Genomic DNA, 18,542 nt, shown 5'->3' on the forward strand with positions numbered 1-18,542 from the left:
ATACATATGGAAGATATCCTTAAGTTATTATTTGAAACAATTGAAGAACGAAAGAAAAATCCACTCTCTGAATCATATACGAATTATTTATTTTCAAAAGGTGAAGATAAAATTTTAAAGAAAATCGGTGAGGAGTGCACCGAAGTAATTATCGCGTCTAAAAATAATGATAAAGAAGAAATAGTAAAAGAAATGGTTGATGTGTTTTATCACTGTTTTGTTCTGTTAGCTGAAAAAAATATTTCATTAGAAGATGTCATGCAAGAAGTGAAAGAAAGAAATGGAAAGCTTTCGAGAGTAGGAGAGCGAAAAGAAATAGATACGTTATAAGGGGGAATATATATGAAAGTGGATTATCATCTTCATTTAGAAGAAGGGCCCTATTCAATAGGCTGGCTTGCCAAAATAAATGAAGCACTACAATATTATGAGCCACTTCAAGAAGAAAGGCATTCTATTGGCTGGCTAATGAAAACACAAGAACGCCTGCAAAGACGTGTGAAGGAAGGACCATTTACAGCGAAATGGATTGATTTATATTTAGAAGAGGCTTTGCGAAAAGGTATAAAAGAAGTTGGTATTGTCGATCATTTATACCGTTTTCATGAAGCGAAAGGATATTATGAAAAGTATGTAAATATTAGTGATTCTAAGCTCGGTCGTTTACAAAAAGAATGGTTAGATCAAGTAAGAGTAACGTCTCTTTATGATTTTACAAAGGCGATTGAAGAGGCAAAAGAGCGATGGAGTAAACGAGGGGTAACGCTCAAACTTGGAATTGAAGCGGATTATTTTATCGGCGGTGAACAAGAGTTAAAAGGCTTACTAGCATTAGGAGAATTTGATTATGTAATCGGTTCGGTCCATTTCATAGATGGTTGGGGATTTGATAATCCAGATACGAAAGAGTATTTTGATATGCATGAGTTACATACTTTATATCATACGTTTTTCGCTACAGTTGAAAGTGCTGTTCGTTCTGAGCTCTTTGATATTATAGCTCACCTCGATAACATAAAAGTATTTAATTACCGGTTAGATGAGAATGAACAGCTTTCTTATTATAAGGAAATTGCGCGTGCGTTAGTAGAAACGAATACCGCAACAGAAATAAATGCTGGATTGTACTATCGCTATCCTGTGCGCGAAATGTGTCCAAGTCCGCTTTATTTACAAGTATTAGCTAAGTATGGAGTTCCGATTACTCTATCCTCAGATGCTCATTATCCGAATGATTTAGGAAAATATGTGGAAGAAAATATAAAGACATTACGCAATCATGATATTTCTCACATAGCTACATTTACGAAACGAGTAAGAACGATGAGATTGCTTGAAGAAGAAGTAACAATTTCAAAATAAAACACGATTTTTTGATGAAAACCACCCTTTTTGTTCAAAATAAGAAAGAATGAAAAGGAGGATGGAAAATGGCGAAACAACAAAATAAACAAAATGTACAAAATGTACAAGTGGCGGAGCAAGCCTATACTTCTGAAGCGAGTAATACAGCTAATTCTGTTATTGAGGAACAAATTAGCGATACAGTTGCAGAAGGAACAATCGATGCGAAGCTTGGGAAAGAATCGCAAGAAAAAGCGTAAAAAGAGGGGAGAGTTGCATCTCCTCTTTTTTTATGGAAAAGTGTCGATTTTCAAAACTATAATCAAATTCCTTGGTTTTTATATGTGGATTTCTTACAATGAAATATAAGAGATATCTTATTTTCTATAGAAGAGGTGTTAGTAGTGGCAAAAATATTAGTAGCAGGGAAAATTCCAGAAATCGGATTAGAACTATTAAAGAATCATGATGTAGAAATGTACGATAAAGAGGAGTTAATTTCTTTAGATGAATTAACAGAGCGTGTAAAAGATAAGGATGCATTGTTAAGTTTACTTTCTACAAAGGTGACGAAAGAAGTTATTGATGCGGCACCTCATTTAAAGATTGTTGCAAACTACGGTGCTGGTTACGATAATATTGATTACTCGTATGCAGGAGAAAAAGGGATTGCGGTAACGAATACACCGAAAGTATCAACTGAAGCGACAGCAGAATTAACATTTGCACTTCTTTTAGCGGTGGCACGCAGAATTCCTGAAGGGGATACGTTATGTCGTACAACTGGATTTAACGGATGGGCACCATTATTTTTCTTAGGCCGAGAAGTACACGGTAAGACAATTGGAATTATTGGCCTTGGAGAAATCGGTAAGGCAGTTGCAAAGCGTGCGAAAGCATTTGGAATGGATGTTTTATATACAGGACCAAATCGTAAGCCTGAAGCAGAAAGTGAACTAGGCGCAACATATGTAACGTTGGAAGAATTATTACAAACAGCGGACTTTATTACAATTAACTGTGCTTATAATCCAAAATTACACCACATGATTGATGAAGAACAGTTTAAAATGATGAAGAAAACAGCATATATTATAAATGCTTCACGTGGACCAATTATGAATGAATTTGAACTTGCTCAAGCATTAAAAACGAATGAAATTGAGGGTGCAGCCCTTGATGTGTTTGAATTTGAACCGAAGATTACAGAAGAGCTAAAGGGATTAAAGAATGTTGTGCTCGCTCCTCACGTAGGAAATGCAACATTTGAAACTCGTGATGCGATGGCTGAAATGGCAGTTAGAAATATTTTAGCTGTATTAAATGGTGAAGAACCAGTAACACCTGTAAATCAAAAAGTATTAGTTACAAAATAAAAAGAAACCTTCCGAAATCGGAAGGTTTCTTATTTTTCTTTATTTGCTCTTTTAGATGGTCTTTGTCTAAGAAATTGAGATAGCATATACAAAATATATAGTGGAATAGCAATGAATAAGAAAACAGAAAAGTTACCGATCCCTGTTTGGTACATTGTGATAATGCTTCCGACTAAAAATAGTGTAATAATGATGCTATATCGTGGAATTGGTACATCTTTTAAACTTGGGATACGAATACGACTTACCATTAAAAATGCGAACGTTACAAATACTGTAATAAGAACGATTTTTGGAATGGTATTTGAAAATAATGTTAGGAAAGCGACAAGCCCTCCTGCTGCAGTAATCGGAACTCCAGTGAAATATTTCATAGAAGTAGAAGATGGTGTTACATTAAATCGTGCTAAGCGATATGCTCCGAACAGTGGGAATAATCCCGCTATGTATAGTCCAATGATTCCGTAGTTGGAAAAAGATGTGTAATACATTAAAACAGCAGGTGCTGCGCCAAATGTTACAACATCTGCGAGTGAATCAAGCTCTTTTCCCATTTGTGAATCAACGCGTAATAAACGAGCAACACGCCCATCAAGACTATCTAACATCATCCCGATAAGTACTAAAATAGCAGCTGATTTATAATATCCTAAAGATGCATAGCCGATTGACAAAAATCCGCTATATAAATTTCCGAGCGTAAATAAGTTTGGAATAGCTGCTCTATACAAAATCTGATCCCTTGCTTTCTGTTATAAATTCTTAATTAGTGTATGAAAGTTTACTTATTTTATCATACCATAAATTTCTTTCTCATACGAAAGAAATTCCCAATTTGTGAAAGATTTGAAGTGTAAGTAAAAAAGAAGCAACTTTTCACAAAGTTGCTTCCTACGTTATTCAAATTTCGTTGTCATCGTTCCAGTTTTATATCGATTGTTAGGATCGAATCGTAATAAATCTCCATAAATCAGTTTGTCAGAGAGTTTTAAATCTGTTTTGGCTTTTTCAATATACGGCTGACATAGTGATACATCTGCCTCTTCACCTGAGCTTTTTTTGTAGCACATATTTTTTGTATATACATAATCCTCTGTTACAAAACTACCATCGCGCATTACCATAAGTGGATCTTTTTCTTTTATAAATAAGTCAGTTCCAAATTCAACTGATTGATTCGTTTTAATACCAAGTAAATGAAGCAGCGTTGGTTTAATATCGATTTGACCGGATACTTTAGAAATGACTTTTCCTTCTTGACCAGGTACATGAATAATGAGAGGGACGCGCTGTAATTGCATCGCATCAAACGGTGTAATAGCGTCTTTCCCAAGGAACTGAGCCATAGCTGCGTTATGGTTTTCGGAAATACCGTAATGATCACCATAAATGACAATAACGGAATTGTCGTACAGTCCTTCTGCCTTTAATTGATTAATAAATAATTTAAGAGCTTCATCTGTGTAACGAACTGTTGGGAAGTAGCGGTTTAAAACAGCACTTTCCGAATTAAACTCATCAACATATTGATCTTCTGGATTTAGAAGAAACGGAAAATGGTTTGTTAAAGTAATAAATTTCGTATAGAACGGCTGCGGTAAAGATTTTAGTTTTGGAATAGATTGCTCAAAGAACTCTTTATCTTTTAATCCCCAACCGACAGACATTTGTTCCGTGCCTACGTAATCATTTAAATTAAAATAGCGATCATATCCAAGTGCAGGATACATTACATCACGATTCCAAAATGTTTTATCGTTTGAATGGAAGACAGCAGAAGAATATCCGTATTTCTTTAATTGTTCTGGTGTAGCTGTATATTCATTTGTTGCATGAGTAAAGAACACAGAACCACGATCTAACGGATAAAGTGAGTTTTCCACGATAAATTCAGCATCAGAAGTTTTACCTTGTCCAGTTTGATGATAGAAGTTATCGAAATAAAAACTATCTTTAATAAATTCGTTTAAAAATGGAGTGATTTCTTTTCCGTTTATTTTTTTATTAATAACAAAACTTTGTGTAGATTCCATTGAAATTAAAATTACATTTTTCCCTTTTGCAGCTCCAAATAAGTTTTTATCTACGTGTTTATCTTTTGCGTCAGTATAGTTTTTAATTTCAGAGAATCCATCCCCACTTGCAAATACACGTTCAGCTGAAGATTTAGATTGGAGTGTAATATCAAATAGATGATATGTGTATAAACCTAAATTTTTCACGACAGTTTGACGGTCAAATGAGCGTGAGAACATTTGTGGCTTATAAATAACTGAAACGACAATTTGCAGTGCCAATAGCGCTGTTACACCACTAAAGAAAGTTCGCTTTTCAGAGCGTGAAAGTGGTGTTTTGTCACAAAATGCCGGGAATTTACGTGATATAAACATTAAAATAATTGCATCCGCAAATAAAAGTAATGTTTTATACGTAAAGAGTTCTTTAATGCTCGTTCCTAAATCAGCCATATTATTTGTTTGGAATAAAACGGGGAAAGTAACGAAATCATCATAAAACCCGTAAAACATTGCATTTCCAAATAAAATAAATGACAGTATAAAACTAATTCCAATAATAATTCGGTTTCGGTACTTAGATGCAAGTAAAGCTAAACCGAAAAATAAAAGTAATGAAGCTAGTGGATTAATAAAAAGCATAAATTCTTCAAAGAAGTTATCAATTTTAATATCGAATGCTAGCTTGTACACAATATATGTTTTAATCCATAATAAAACGACTGCAACGAGTGCAAATCGCAGTTTTGGAAACAAATGTTTTAGCATAATATACTCCTCTCTTAAAAGCATGACAGTTCCTGTGAGTTTGTTTGAAAAGTGCCTCACTATATATATACGAACAGTCCTTTATTATTATTATACTATGAGTATCATTATACGAAAATAAAAGAGGATTGTGGGCTTTTTTTGCAACAATTGAGTAGAAAAAGCGAAGTAGGAGACAATAAAATGGAATTTCTATGTATGATTATTATCATTCGTTAAACATGGAAAGTATTGCGTAATGATACGGAGGTTATGATGCGGAAATTATTATATTTTATAGTATGCATTAGTTTTATGCTTTTTGCTTCACCGAGTGTATCAGGGGCACAATATGATGCACCGCTCATGGAAGATGCACTTTATTCTGTTTTATTTCCAAAAATAAATAAAGCAATTGAAAAACAATATGGGAGCTTGAAACCTTATCAATGTCCTAAAATTATTAGTATAAAAAAAGTGTATAGTGGTACATATTTATTTCAAGCAATTATTGAAGTAACGAAGTATGAACAGGTTGGAGGGAAAATTCTTCCCCCATTTGAAAAAGTAGCAATTACATTTAATAACGAAGAAGGCGAATGGGAAGTAACAAAGATTATAGTAAAGCGCTTACCAAACGATACGAAACTAAACTGTAAAAAAACAATATAAAAAATTGTTTGACAAATAAAATGTTCCTTTGGTATTGTTAATAGCAACATTAGATGTTTGAAAATTAAATAGACTTACCTCATCTACTCTCAAAGGTAGAGGCCGCGATAGGAAAGAGTAAGCTATGTGAGATTTAGTGGAATCTGTGATCATAGGTTGAAAGGGACTATTGCCGAAATATAAGAATGACCATCTTATTCTTATATTGGGACTACATTGAATAAATGTAGTACTGTCATAATATTTATTTTATGGAGAGCTATTTGGAGATGTTGATGCGGTTTCTTATTTGAGAAGATAACAACTCGTTTATTTTTTCAATATACATTTTTCCTAATAAGAAACGCGTGTGAACATTGTTCCGCGCGTTTTTTGTCTATCTAAAAGCGTGCTGCAATGAATAGAAGATTGGGGTTATGAGTTTTAGAGGAAATAAGGGAGGAATTCAAATGTATTTACACGGCACAAGCCGAATCAATGGGCAAGGACACTTAGAAATTGGAGGGTGCGATACGACGCAACTAGCAAAACAATACGGAACACCACTTTATGTATACGATGAAGAGTCAATTCGAGGGAAATGTCGTGCGTTTCATCGTGCTTTTAAAGAAAGTGGTTTCTCTTATCAAGTAGCATATGCTAGCAAGGCGTTCTTGTGCATGGAGATGTGCCGAGTAGCTCGTGAAGAGAATATGTCTTTAGATGTTGTTTCTGGAGGAGAATTATATACTGCGCTCCAAGCAGGGTTTCCTGCATCGCGTATTCATTTTCACGGAAATAATAAAACAGAAGAAGAAATGATTATGGCTCTTCAGGCAAATATCGGTTGTTTTGTAGTAGACAATTTCTTAGAATTAGAAATTTTACATGATTTAGCAGTGCAACATGGGAAATTTGTGAACATATTAATCCGTGTAACGCCTGGAGTAGAGGCACATACACACGAATATATAACAACAGGTCAAGAGGATTCGAAATTTGGATTTGGTGTTTCAAATGGTCAAGCGATGCAAGCAATTGAGCTTGCCTTGCAAAAATCAAATTATAATGTGTTAGGAATTCACTCGCATATTGGATCACAAATATTTGAAACGGCTGGATTTGTTCGAGCAATTGAAGTACTCCGCCAATTTTTAGAAGAAGTGAGAGAGCGAACACATTATGTGATGAAAGTATTAAATGTGGGCGGAGGTTTCGGTATACGTTATACGGAGTCAGATACACCGTTAACACTTGAAACGTATGTGCACGCTGTAACAAGTACGATAAGCGAACAATTTACACTATGTGAATATCCGCTTCCAGAAATATGGATTGAACCAGGTCGTAGTATCGTAGGTGATGCTGGAACAACACTTTATACAGTCGGATCGGTGAAAGATATTCCTGGCATTCGAAAATATGTTTCAGTCGATGGTGGAATGACAGATAATTTAAGACCGGCTCTATATGGAGCTCGTTATGAGGCAATGTTGGCGAATCGAGGAAATGATGAAAATGAGGAACTCGTTTCGATTGCTGGGAAATGCTGTGAAAGTGGAGATATGCTTATTTGGGATATTAATCTCCCGAAAGTTGCTTCTTCTGATTTACTAGCGATTTCATGTACAGGTGCATATGGGTACTCGATGGCGAATAATTATAATCGTATTCGTAGACCAGCTGTCGTTTTTGCAAAAGGTGGGACATCACAAATTGTTGTAGAGCGTGAAACATATGAAAATATTATTGGGAACGATCGCATACGTATTAAAGAGCTGGTGTGAATGAGAAAGAAGGAGTTGTCTAGTAAAGGCAACTCCTTTTAAAAAAAGAAAAATAATTAAATATATCGGAAAACTAGGATTGAAAAAAATCTGAATTGTGATAAAATACAAATACAAAGCTTATCAAGAGAAGCGGAGGGAACTGGCCCGACGAAGCTCGGCAACCTGCTTATAGAAAGCAAGGTGCTAAATCCAGCAAAATGGAATCCATTTTGAAAGATAAGGTAAAATATATTACCGAACAGTCTTTTCGAAATGGGAAAGATTTTTTTTATGAATAAAAAGGGGGGCTGTTCGCGTGAGTGTACGGGAGCATTTTGATGAAGTGTCTGAGAAGATTCAAGCGATGCTTGCTGATATGAAATATGGTTCCATTACAATTGTTGTGCAAGATGGAAAAGTCATTCAATTAGAGAAAAGTGAAAAAGTACGTTTAAAGTAAAAAGCGCTGACTAGAAAAACTAGAGGCGGTTTTAACCTATTTTATTAGGTTAAAACCGTCTTTTTGCTTTTACAGGGGGAAAAAACATGTTGACGTATGAAACGTGGGAAGAAAATAGCGTTTCATTTTCAGAAGAAGATGAAACAAAAGGCGCATTATCAGTATTAAGTTGGGCTTATAAAGAATATAAAGATGAAATCGTATATGCATGTAGCTTTGGAGTGGAGGGTATGGTGTTACTGCATCTTATAAACCAAGTAAATCCATCTGCTAAAGTTGTATTTTTAGATACAAATGTTCATTTTCAAGAAACGTATGAATTAATTCAAAAAGTGCGGGAACGATTTCCTTCATTAAATATTATAGAAAAACAGCCAGAACTTACACTTGAAGAACAGGCGAAGCTTCATGGAGAAAAATTGTGGGAAAGTAATCCGAACCTTTGCTGTAAGATTAGAAAAATTTTACCGTTAGAAAAATCACTAGCACATGAAAAAGCTTGGATATCAGGATTAAGAAGGGAACAATCCGAGACACGTAAACATACAAGATTTGTGAATCAAGATCATCGTTTTCAATCTATTAAGATTTGTCCACTCATTCATTGGACTTGGAAAGAAGTTTGGCGATATGTATACAAACATAGTTTGCCATATAATCCACTGCATGATGTTGGGTATCCAAGTATTGGGTGTGAAAAATGTACATTGCCTGTAGGAGATGGTGGTGACTCAAGAGATGGAAGATGGGCCGGGAAAATGAAGACAGAATGCGGACTCCATTTTCAATAAGATAGATCTTGAAATAACTCTAAGAGGGGATATAAAAAGATGAGTACAACAAATAAATTAGTAAACCGTATTGATGAAACATATGACATATCGAACATTGTCAAAGAAATTGAGCTAGACAAAATTGCGCTTAGTGATTTAGAACTTTTGGCGACAGGGGGATATAGTCCACTTACAGGATTTTTAGGGAAGAGAGATTATGACTCAGTTGTAGAAACGCTTCGTTTAGTAAACGGTAGTGTTTGGAGTATACCGATTGCATTACCAGTAACAGAAGAAGAAGCGGATAGATTGAAAATTGGAGAAGAAGTAAAACTGGTTAACGATGGGAATATATATGGTGTCATTCAAATAGAAGATATTTTTGTGCCTGATAAAGAAAAAGAAGCGTTACTCGTATATAAAACGACGGATGAGGCTCATCCAGGAGTGAAAAAATTATATGAACGACCAAACGTTTACGTTGGAGGAGCTATTATTCTCACAAAACGCTTTGAACATAATCAATTTCCTTCTTATCATTTAGATCCAATTGAAACGAGAGAAGAATTTAAAAAACGTGGTTGGAAAACAGTAGTGGGATTTCAAACGAGAAACCCAGTGCATCGTGCTCATGAATATATTCAAAAATCTGCCCTTGAAATTGTAGATGGTCTCTTTTTAAATCCGCTCGTTGGTGAAACGAAATCAGATGATATTCCAGCTGATGTAAGGATGGAAAGTTATGAAGTATTACTGCAAAATTATTATCCGGCAAAGCGCGTTTTTTTAGGAGTATTTCCCGCAGCAATGCGTTACGCCGGGCCAAGAGAAGCGATATTTCATGCGTTAGTAAGAAGGAATTTTGGGTGTACCCACTTTATTGTAGGGCGTGATCATGCCGGGGTAGGAGACTATTACGGAACATATGAAGCACAAGACATCTTTACGAATTTTACAGTAGAAGAGTTAGGGATTACACCGCTATTCTTTGAACATAGTTTTTACTGCACGAAATGTGAAACGATGGCTTCAACGAAAACATGTCCGCACGGAAAAGAGGATCATGTCATTTTGTCGGGTACGAAAGTAAGAGAAATGTTAAGAAATGGTGAGATTCCACCAAGTGCATTTAGCCGTAAAGAAGTAGTGGAAGTGTTAATTAAAGGTTTGAAGAAAGAAGCAGTAACAGAATAGGGAGAGAATGAGATGGATACGAATATTACTTGGCATACAGCATCTGTTTCAAAAGATGAGAGAAGAGTGAAAAATGGGCATCATAGTTTTGTAGTTTGGTTTACTGGTTTATCGGCTTCAGGTAAATCTACCGTAGCGAATGCGGTTGCTCGGAAACTATTTGAAAAGAATATTGGGAATTATGTGTTAGATGGGGATAATATTCGCCACGGTTTAAATAAAGACTTAGGTTTCTCTGAAAGTGATCGTATGGAAAATATAAGACGTATTGGTGAAGTGGCGAAGTTATTTGTAGACCAAGGAACTGTTGTCCTTACAGCGTTTATTTCACCATATCGAGTAGATCGTAAACAAGTTAGAGATCTATTAGGGGCAGATGAATTTATTGAAGTCTTTGTGAAGTGTCCGATGGAAGAATGCGAGAAACGTGATCCGAAAGGGCTTTATAAAAAGGCGAGAAAAGGTGATATTAAAGAATTTACTGGTATTGATTCGCCTTATGAGGAACCAGGGAAACCAGAATTAATCGTAGAGACACATAAGAATTCTATTGAAGAATGTGCAGAACAAATTGTGAATTATTTACAAGAGCGTAGTTTCATATAGGGGGATAAAAGATGAGTTATGAAAAAGTGTGGGCAAATAATGAAAAATTGAATCCGTCTGAGAAAAAGAAATTAGAAAAAGATGGATTAGAAATCTTTAATGATATTCCTTACTATGCGGAGAATGGATTTGAATCTATTCCGAAAGAAGAGTGGGACTCTTTTAAATGGGCCGGATTGTATTTGCAACGGCCGAAAGAAGCTGGCTATTTTATGATGCGTGTTAATATTCCTTCTGGGATTATTACAAATGCACAGGCGGAAGTTCTTGCTTCTATCGCTGCGGACTATGGACGCGATGTGATAGATATTACGACAAGGCAGGCGATTCAGTTTCATTGGTTAGAAATTCAGCAAATTCCAGATATTTTTAAAAGATTAGCGAGAGTTGGTTTATCTTCAGCGGGGGCATGCGGTGATATTACGCGTAATATTACAGGTAATCCACTTGCTGGAATTGATGCAAATGAACTGTTTGATACAACGCATATTGTGAAAGAGGTATATGACTACTTTCAACATAATGAAGAGTTTTCTAACTTACCACGTAAATTTAAAATGTCTATTAGTTCTAACATTTATAATTCAGCGAATGCAGAGATTAACTGTGTGGCATTTACACCTGCTACGAAAGAAATAGATGGTGAGAAAAAAGTTGGTTTTCATATAAAAGTAGGCGGAGGTTTATCAGCTCGTCCATACTTAGCGGAAGAATTAGATGTATTCGTTTTACCAGAAGAAGTGAAGGCAGTATCGATTGCAATCGCTACTATATTCCGTGATTTTGGATATCGTGAAAAACGCCACTTAGCACGATTGAAATTTCTTGTCGCCGACTGGGGCGCTGAGAAATTTAAAGAGAAACTAGTAGAATACACAGGCCCATTGCAAAGTAAAGGGGAAAGTGCTCTCAAAGGCTGGAATGCAGGATACTTTTATGGCGTTCAAAATCAAAAACAAGAAGGATTAAAGTATGTCGGCTTTAATGTACCAGTAGGGCGTTTACATGCAGAGGAAATGTTTGAGATTGCAAGAATTGCAAAGAAATATGGAAACGGGCAAATTCGAACTTGTAACTCTCAAAACTTCATTGTTCCGAATATTCCGCCAGAAAACGTAGCAGGGTTAATCAGTGAACCGTTGTTTGAAGCGATTTCTGCAAATCCGAAATCATTTATTGGTCATGCGGTTTCATGTACTGGTATTGAGTATTGCAATCTTGCCTTAGTAGAAACGAAAGAAAGATTACGCAAAATCGCAGAGTACTTAGATACACAAATTGCACTCGATGTTCCAGTTCGAATTCATATGGTAGGATGCCCGAACTCCTGTGGTCAACGTCAAATTGCTGATATTGGTTTGCAAGGGGTAAAACTGAAAACAAAGGAAAAGGGAATCGTTGAGGCATTTGAAATATATGTGGGCGGAACGCTATTGGACGGAGGAGCATATAACGAAAAATTAAAAGGGAAAATAGATGGAGAAGATTTGCCGGATGTTCTCGCGTCCTTTTTAAGTTATTTCCAAAAGAATAAATTACTAGCCGAAACGTTTTATGATTTCGTAGGACGTGTTGGAGTGGAAGAATTACAAATTGTACTAAATCGTGTAGTAGAAGAAGTAATAGCGTCTTAGGAGGGACAATATGGATTTATATCGATTTGAAGCTGTATTAGCGAATAGTGTTGTTCCGATAGTCGTCGTTGCTCAAAGTGAAGAACAGGCATTTAAGCTTGCGGAGATTGAGCTCGAAAAACATTTTTTACCGTTGCCAGAAGTAAAAGAGATTTCCTTGTTTGAAAAAAAGAAGATTCGAAAAGGTGCGGCCTTTGTTATTCATGAGTAAGGAACATTGAAATACGAAGTAATGTAAACTTCCATTCATACTATAAGGATGGGAGTTTCACTTTAATAGTAGAAATGAGGCGAGATGATGGGAAAAGTATATATCGTTGGAGCGGGTCCTGGTGATCCAGATTTAATTACTGTTAAAGGTTTGAAATGTATCGAGAAGTCGGACGTTATTTTGTATGACCGCCTTGTGAATAAAGAGTTACTTTCTTATGCAAAGCCTGAAGCAGATTTAATTTATTGCGGGAAACTCCCGAATTATCACACGATGAAGCAAGAGACAATTAACACATTTCTTATTAAATATGCGAAAAAAGGAAAAGTTGTAACGAGGCTTAAGGGCGGAGATCCATTTGTATTTGGAAGAGGTGGAGAAGAAGCTGAAGCATTAGCGAAGCAAAGTATCCCTTTTGAAATTATTCCTGGTATTTCAGCTGGTATAGCTGCTCCTGCTTACGCTGGAATTCCAGTAACGCATCGCGATGCAAGTGCAAGTTTTGCTGTTGTGACAGGGCACCGGAAAGAAGGTGCTGAAGAGGACGTGAAGTGGGAAAGTTTAGCGAAAGGTGTAGATACATTAGCGGTCTATATGGGGGTTAGTAATTTACCTTACATATGTGAGCAACTAATAAAACATGGAAAAGATCAAAGTACACCTGCCGCTATCATTGAGTGGGGAACGACATCTATGCAGCGTACTGTTACAGCGACGTTAGGAACAATTGTAGATGTTGCCAAAAAAGAACAAATTCAAAATCCGAGTATGATTGTTATTGGAGAAGTTGTCCGTTTTAGAGAAAAGATACATTGGTTTGAGAAACAAACAGAAAATGCATATCAAGTAAGCGGAGTATTGTAAAATGAAGGCTGTTATATATATATGTCATGGAAGCCGTTTGAAAGCAGCAAAAGAAGAAGCGGTTGCATTTATTACGTCATGTATGAACCGTGTAGAGGCAAATATTCAAGAAATTTGTTTTTTAGAGCTAGCGAGTCCTTCTATTGAAGAAGGATTTCGTACATGTGTGAAGCGTGGTGCTACGGAGATTGTTGCTATTCCTGTTTTTTTATTAGCGGCAGGACATGTAAAGAAAGATATTCCGCTTGAATTACGAAAGTTAAACGAGGAATATCCGGATATCAAAATAGTGTATGGTAATCCATTTGGTGTATCCGAAGTGCTTGTAAAAGCGGTATATAACGGAAGTGGCATTAAAGACTATGATGAAGAAGTAACACTTTTGCTTGTTGCAAGAGGGAGTAGTGATCCGGAAGCTTTACAAGACATAAAGTGGATTTCCTCTTTATTTCAAAAAGAAGAGAACATTAAAGAGGTGGAAGTTTGTTATTTAGCAGCCGCGGAGCCGAAGTTTGATGAGAAGTTGAAAGAAATTGTAGAACAAAAAGAACGGAACATTGTTGTGTTACCTTACTTATTATTTACAGGTTTACTCATGAAACATGTTGAGAAAGAAGTGCGTCAATATGAGTCGGAAGAGATAAAAATAAGTCCATATTTAGGAAAGAATGTAGCGTTTCGAGAGATGTTAATTCAGAAAACAGAGGAAATATTGAAGGGAGATCAATATGTATCCACTTACAGTGCGAGTTGATAAGAAACGTGTTGTTGTCATTGGTGGAGGGAAAGTAGCAGGGTTTAAAATTATTCCTTTACTAAAACAAGGTGCGGATATAGTTGTGGTAAGTACAGAATTAGATGCGAATTTAGTGAAACTTGTAGAAGAAAAGCAAATTCGTTGGTATCAAAGAGAGTATGAAAAAAGTGATATCAAAGATGCTTTTTTAGTAGTTGCAGCGACTAGCGATTCGGTACTAAATGAACAAATTGCTGAAGATGCCTCGGTAAATCAATTGGTAAATGTTATTACGAATCCGGAAAGTGGAAATGTTCATTTTCCGGCAGCAATTCATCGTGGACTACTTAATGTAGCTGTTTCTACAGGAGGAGCAAGTCCGAAGCTTGCGAAAAAAATTCGTGATGATATCGCAAATAAATACGACGAGACGTATGAATCGTATCTTGATTTTTTATATGAAGTAAGAATGAAAGTGAAAGAATTACAACTAGAGAAGCGGCAGAAAAATATAGCATTACAAGAAGTGTTAAAATCGATATATGTTCAAGATGAACTAAAAAGAGAACTCTTTTTACAGGAATTAGAGAAAAAAGTTCATATAGGATAGTAAGTAAATTGTACTTTACAAGTATAAAAATATAATTTATAATCACAAGTAACTTCAATAGATGAAATCGATGAGCAAGAAGAGTACGTATATTTGAGGCGTTCAGAGAGCTGGGGTAAGGTGTGAGCCCGGTACGATAAAATATACAGAATGGGCTTGCGAGAGGTATGCTGAACAGAATAGTAGGCAACCCGGGTTCCGCCGTTAAAAGGATAGAGTATCGGATTTTTCCTGTACTTGAACAAGTGGGATTTATTGATCCAATCGAGGTGGTACCACGGTATTTATATTACATATATCGTCCTCTACATGCATATTTGCGTGTAGGGGACTTTTTTATTTTCTAAAGGAGGTGTGCGAGTATGAAATGAAAGTGTATAATTAGTAAAAGTTTAAATATTCAGAAAAGGAGAAATTATAATGAAAGAAACACAGCAATGGACGTCGAAAATAGGCTTTGTACTCGCAGCAGCGGGAGCCGCAGTAGGTCTTGGAGCAATATGGAAGTTTCCATATGTTGCAGGTAATGGCGGGGGAGGCGCATTCTTCCTTGTATTCTTGCTATTAACTGTATTTATTGGTATGCCTCTTCTTATAGCTGAATTTGTTATCGGACGTAGTACCCAAAAAGAAGCGGTTACAGCGTATAAAATATTAGTACCAAATAGCAAGTTATATCCTTGGATTGGTCGTATGGGAGTTGTTACTTGTTTTAGCGTACTATCTTTTTATAGTGTTGTAGGTGGATGGATTTTACTTTATTTATACTATAGTGTCACAGGTAGTTTCTGGAACGGAGTAGTCGATTATGGGCAATTGTTTGCTGAAACAATTTCAAATCCAGTAAGTGCGATTGGGGCACAATTCATCTTTATGCTTTGTACCATTTTTGTTGTTAGTAAAGGTGTGGAAAAAGGCATAGAAAAAGCAAGTAAGTACATGATGCCGCTATTATTCATTTTATTTATTGCTATCATTATTCGTGCATTAACACTTGATGGTGCTATGGCTGGGGTAGAGTTCTTCTTAAAACCAGATTTTTCAAAGCTTACAGCAGATACGATTTTATATGCGATGGGACAATCTTTCTTCTCACTAACGGTAGGTGCCTCGGTAATGGTAACGTATAGTTCGTATTTAAAGAAAGAAGAGCATTTAGCTAAATCAGCAACATCTATTGTAAGTTTAACTGTATTTATTACAGTACTTGCAGGATTAGCGATTTTCCCAGCGATTTTCGCATTAGGAGTTAAACCGACAGAAGGACCAGGGCTACTGTTTATCGTTCTTCCTGCTGTCTTTGCGAAAATTCCATTTGGACAATTTTTCTTCATTATGTTTTTAGTGTTATTTTTCTTTGCGACTCTAACATCTGCGATTTCAATGCTTGAAATTGTAGTAGCATCGGTTGCGAAAGATAATGAGAAAAAGCGTCCTTCAGCATCATTATTAATTGGTATTCTTATTTTTGCAGTTGGAATTCCATCAGCGTTATCGTTTGGAATTATGAGTGATGTAAAAATATTTGGGAAGACATTCTTTGATTTCGTCGATTTTTCGGTAAGTAATGTATTACTGCCGTTAGGGGTACTAGCTATTTCGCTATTCGTACCAAATAAAATGAGTAAAGAGTTATTAATGAAAGAATTAGAAGTTACGGAAACGAAAGGGAAAACATTATTTAACATTTGGTTCTTCTTACTTCGTTATGTTATTCCGATAACTGTAATTATCGTATTTTTAAATGCGATAGGCGTATTTAAAATGTTTGCATAATAAAAAGACGGAGATTTCTCCGTCTTTTTATTATGTTGTAGAAGTATTTAATAAGCGATTATATGCTTTATAAGCTGTGACAACTGCGATAAATGATCCAATTAAAAATAACGCTGAGCCACCGAATGTGAATAACCGGCCGATGTATGCTTCTCTAGCTTCTTCTATTTCTTCTTGTAATTGTGTATTCATATTTATCACCCCGCAAAATATAGGCATTTAGTTGTAGTTTATGTAAAATGCCTACAAAGTGTGAAATGGTAGTGAAAAACTCGGTATGCACCGAGTTTTTTTATAATCCAATATAAGGAGATGGATCGACAGCATTTGTCTTACCGACATTCCATTCACCAAGGTGAAGCTCGAAGTGTAAATGTTGTCCATAAGACTGACCAGTATTCCCCATAAATCCAAGCTGATCGCCTTGTTTTACAGTTTGTCCATTGGATACAGAGCGACTATTCATATGTGCATACACTGTCGTATATGTTTTTCCGTTAACACGGTGAGATAAGTAAACAACGTTTCCGTAACTAGAGGATAATTCTGAACGGATAACAACACCATCTGCAGCGGCAATAATTGGAACTGTTCCCGAAGCTGCGATATCGATTCCTTTATGGTTATCTAAAGAACGTGCGCCGAATCCAGAAGTTTTTGATCCAGCCGCTGGTTTAATAAATCCACCTTTGTTCGTATCTTGCGGTGTTGGTGCGGCTTGTGTGCTTTCTTTAGCAGAAGCAGCGGCTTGTTTTTTTGCTTCCTCAGCCTTGCGTGCCTCTTCCGCTTTCCGAGCTTCTTCCGCACGTTTTTCTTCTTCAATTGCTTTTTGAACAGCTTGACGCTGGTTTTCTAAAATACCTTGTGACTCTTCTAATCCTTCAATCTCGGAATCTACTTTTGATACTTTCGTATGTAGATCTTTAATAAGAGTTTGTTGCTGTTGTTGATTACTTTGTAACTCTTGTTGTTTTTGCTCTAATTTTTGTTCGGATTCTTTCAGTTGTTGCTCTTTTTTCTCAACAGCCTCTTTTTCTGTCGTTACAGCATGTTGATCATCTGTTTGCTTTTTCACAATATCTGTATCGTTGTTTAGTATTAAACTTACGGAGTACATATTATCAACAAGATCAGCGATATTTGCAGAACTTGTTAATACTTCTGTAATGATACTCGTACGAGGCTTCTCTTGCATAGATTGTAGTCGTTGTTTAATAACCTCTTGACGTGTATCTATGTTTGTTTGTAATTGCTCTATATGTTTCTTTTTTTCAGCAATTGCTTGCTGCGTTTTGCTAATTTCTTTTTTTGTATCGTTTAATTCAGCTTCGTTTTTATTAATAGAAGTAGTTAATTCGTCGATTTTTTTTTGTAATTCCTGGATTTCTTTTTCTATTTGTTCTTTCTCAGCTGATTTATTTTGTAAGTCATTTTGTTTGCCTTCTAATTCGGATTGAATATTAGATAATTTATTTTCATTCGTTTCAGCGTATACGGGTGAAAGTAACGGGGAAACGAAAATCGTTCCAGCTGCTAAAACACTAAATGCTGCAAATTTCTTTTTCATTGTTGTCTTGCTCCTTTCCCTATGAATGTATATATCATAAGAAGAAGAAGGGTGTCTATCGTTGTAATCATAATGTAAAGAAAACTTTATAAATTTGCTAAGTTTTGTCGGAATTTAGTATCTTTTCGTAGTGTTTGTCATAAAGTTAAAATTCTTGAATGTATAGAAAAAAGGTATCAATTTATATTTTTTTCTAAAAAAATCATGGG

The 18,542-nt window shown here is 35.8% G+C and carries 20 protein-coding genes, 2 riboswitches and 1 other annotated feature; of the genes, 16 read left to right on the forward strand and 4 right to left on the reverse strand.

What is annotated here, in order from left to right; all coding sequences use genetic code 11:
- Positions 1-6: 6 nt before the first annotated feature.
- From hisE to KI356_RS11450, 4 genes are all read left to right on the forward strand, one after another.
- Entirely contained in the window at positions 7-330 is a 324-nt protein-coding gene (hisE, locus tag KI356_RS11435) for a phosphoribosyl-ATP diphosphatase (RefSeq protein WP_002117477.1), read from the forward strand.
- Between the two features lie 12 nt (positions 331-342).
- Positions 343-1,362 carry a histidinol phosphate phosphatase domain-containing protein gene (locus KI356_RS11440; protein WP_212935461.1) on the forward strand — a complete coding sequence of 340 codons (1,020 nt, stop codon included), beginning with the start codon at positions 343-345 and terminating at the stop codon, positions 1,360-1,362.
- A gap of 68 nt (positions 1,363-1,430) precedes the next feature.
- Positions 1,431-1,604 (forward strand): YozQ family protein, encoded by a 174-nt coding sequence (locus KI356_RS11445; protein WP_212935462.1) that lies wholly within the window; start codon positions 1,431-1,433, stop codon positions 1,602-1,604.
- Positions 1,605-1,748: 144 nt separating this feature from the next.
- Positions 1,749-2,720: a 2-hydroxyacid dehydrogenase family protein gene (locus KI356_RS11450; RefSeq protein ID WP_128281693.1), complete on the forward strand. Its 972-nt coding sequence runs from the start codon at positions 1,749-1,751 to the stop codon at positions 2,718-2,720.
- A gap of 29 nt (positions 2,721-2,749) precedes the next feature.
- On the opposite strand, the gene pssA is transcribed toward KI356_RS11450, so the two are convergent.
- Both pssA and KI356_RS11460 read right to left on the reverse strand, forming a co-directional pair.
- A complete protein-coding gene (gene pssA / locus KI356_RS11455; RefSeq protein WP_212935463.1) occupies positions 2,750-3,451 on the reverse strand; it encodes a CDP-diacylglycerol--serine O-phosphatidyltransferase in 702 nt (233 codons plus the stop codon).
- A 165-nt stretch (positions 3,452-3,616) separates the two neighbouring features.
- Positions 3,617-5,503: an LTA synthase family protein gene (locus tag KI356_RS11460; RefSeq protein ID WP_212935464.1), complete on the reverse strand. Its 1,887-nt coding sequence runs from the start codon at positions 5,501-5,503 to the stop codon at positions 3,617-3,619.
- Between the two features lie 255 nt (positions 5,504-5,758).
- On the opposite strand from KI356_RS11460, the gene KI356_RS11465 reads away from it, so the two are divergent.
- From KI356_RS11465 to KI356_RS11520, 12 genes are all read left to right on the forward strand, one after another.
- Positions 5,759-6,154 carry a DUF3888 domain-containing protein gene (locus KI356_RS11465; protein WP_212935465.1) on the forward strand — a complete coding sequence of 132 codons (396 nt, stop codon included), beginning with the start codon at positions 5,759-5,761 and terminating at the stop codon, positions 6,152-6,154.
- Positions 6,155-6,242: 88 nt separating this feature from the next.
- Positions 6,243-6,424, forward strand: a riboswitch (Lysine riboswitch).
- Positions 6,425-6,603: 179 nt separating this feature from the next.
- A complete protein-coding gene (gene lysA / locus KI356_RS11470) occupies positions 6,604-7,920 on the forward strand; it encodes a diaminopimelate decarboxylase (RefSeq protein ID WP_128281690.1) in 1,317 nt (438 codons plus the stop codon).
- 117 nt (positions 7,921-8,037) lie between these two features.
- Positions 8,038-8,146, forward strand: a riboswitch (SAM riboswitch).
- A 72-nt stretch (positions 8,147-8,218) separates the two neighbouring features.
- Positions 8,219-8,362, forward strand: a complete 144-nt coding sequence (locus tag KI356_RS11475) for a YezD family protein (protein ID WP_000116159.1) — start codon at positions 8,219-8,221, stop codon at positions 8,360-8,362.
- Positions 8,363-8,448: 86 nt separating this feature from the next.
- Complete coding sequence (locus tag KI356_RS11480; protein WP_128281689.1) at positions 8,449-9,153, forward strand: phosphoadenylyl-sulfate reductase; 705 nt, start codon at positions 8,449-8,451, stop codon at positions 9,151-9,153.
- 39 nt (positions 9,154-9,192) lie between these two features.
- A complete protein-coding gene (gene sat / locus KI356_RS11485; protein ID WP_212935466.1) occupies positions 9,193-10,329 on the forward strand; it encodes a sulfate adenylyltransferase in 1,137 nt (378 codons plus the stop codon).
- 12 nt (positions 10,330-10,341) lie between these two features.
- A complete protein-coding gene (cysC, locus tag KI356_RS11490) occupies positions 10,342-10,935 on the forward strand; it encodes an adenylyl-sulfate kinase (protein ID WP_212935467.1) in 594 nt (197 codons plus the stop codon).
- An 11-nt stretch (positions 10,936-10,946) separates the two neighbouring features.
- Positions 10,947-12,569 (forward strand): nitrite/sulfite reductase, encoded by a 1,623-nt coding sequence (locus KI356_RS11495; RefSeq protein WP_212935468.1) that lies wholly within the window; start codon positions 10,947-10,949, stop codon positions 12,567-12,569.
- Positions 12,570-12,579: 10 nt separating this feature from the next.
- Complete coding sequence (locus KI356_RS11500; RefSeq protein WP_000366907.1) at positions 12,580-12,780, forward strand: DUF3906 family protein; 201 nt, start codon at positions 12,580-12,582, stop codon at positions 12,778-12,780.
- An 87-nt stretch (positions 12,781-12,867) separates the two neighbouring features.
- Complete coding sequence (gene cobA / locus KI356_RS11505) at positions 12,868-13,644, forward strand: uroporphyrinogen-III C-methyltransferase (RefSeq protein ID WP_212935469.1); 777 nt, start codon at positions 12,868-12,870, stop codon at positions 13,642-13,644.
- Between the two features lies 1 nt (position 13,645).
- On the forward strand, positions 13,646-14,398 hold the full coding sequence (locus KI356_RS11510; RefSeq protein ID WP_212935470.1) for a sirohydrochlorin chelatase: 753 nt from the start codon (positions 13,646-13,648) through the stop codon (positions 14,396-14,398).
- Positions 14,373-14,990, forward strand: a complete 618-nt coding sequence (locus KI356_RS11515; RefSeq protein WP_128281683.1) for an NAD(P)-binding protein — start codon at positions 14,373-14,375, stop codon at positions 14,988-14,990. Before KI356_RS11510 ends, KI356_RS11515 begins: the two co-directional genes overlap by 26 nt.
- Before the next feature lie 61 nt (positions 14,991-15,051).
- Positions 15,052-15,299 (forward strand) — a binding site (T-box leader).
- Between the two features lie 111 nt (positions 15,300-15,410).
- The gene (locus tag KI356_RS11520) at positions 15,411-16,766 is read left to right on the forward strand and encodes a sodium-dependent transporter (RefSeq protein WP_128281681.1); all 1,356 of its coding nucleotides are present in this window, start codon (positions 15,411-15,413) and stop codon (positions 16,764-16,766) included.
- 30 nt (positions 16,767-16,796) lie between these two features.
- Here the strand turns inward: KI356_RS11520 and KI356_RS11525 are convergent, their stop codons facing one another.
- Positions 16,797-16,958 (reverse strand): hypothetical protein, encoded by a 162-nt coding sequence (locus KI356_RS11525; protein ID WP_164881575.1) that lies wholly within the window; start codon positions 16,956-16,958, stop codon positions 16,797-16,799.
- A 100-nt stretch (positions 16,959-17,058) separates the two neighbouring features.
- Positions 17,059-18,333, reverse strand: a complete 1,275-nt coding sequence (locus tag KI356_RS11530; RefSeq protein WP_212935471.1) for a murein hydrolase activator EnvC family protein — start codon at positions 18,331-18,333, stop codon at positions 17,059-17,061.
- Positions 18,334-18,542 lie beyond the last annotated feature (209 nt).

Source organism: Bacillus hominis, assembly GCF_018332515.1.
Classification (GTDB): Bacteria; Bacillota; Bacilli; order Bacillales; family Bacillaceae_G; genus Bacillus_A; species Bacillus_A hominis.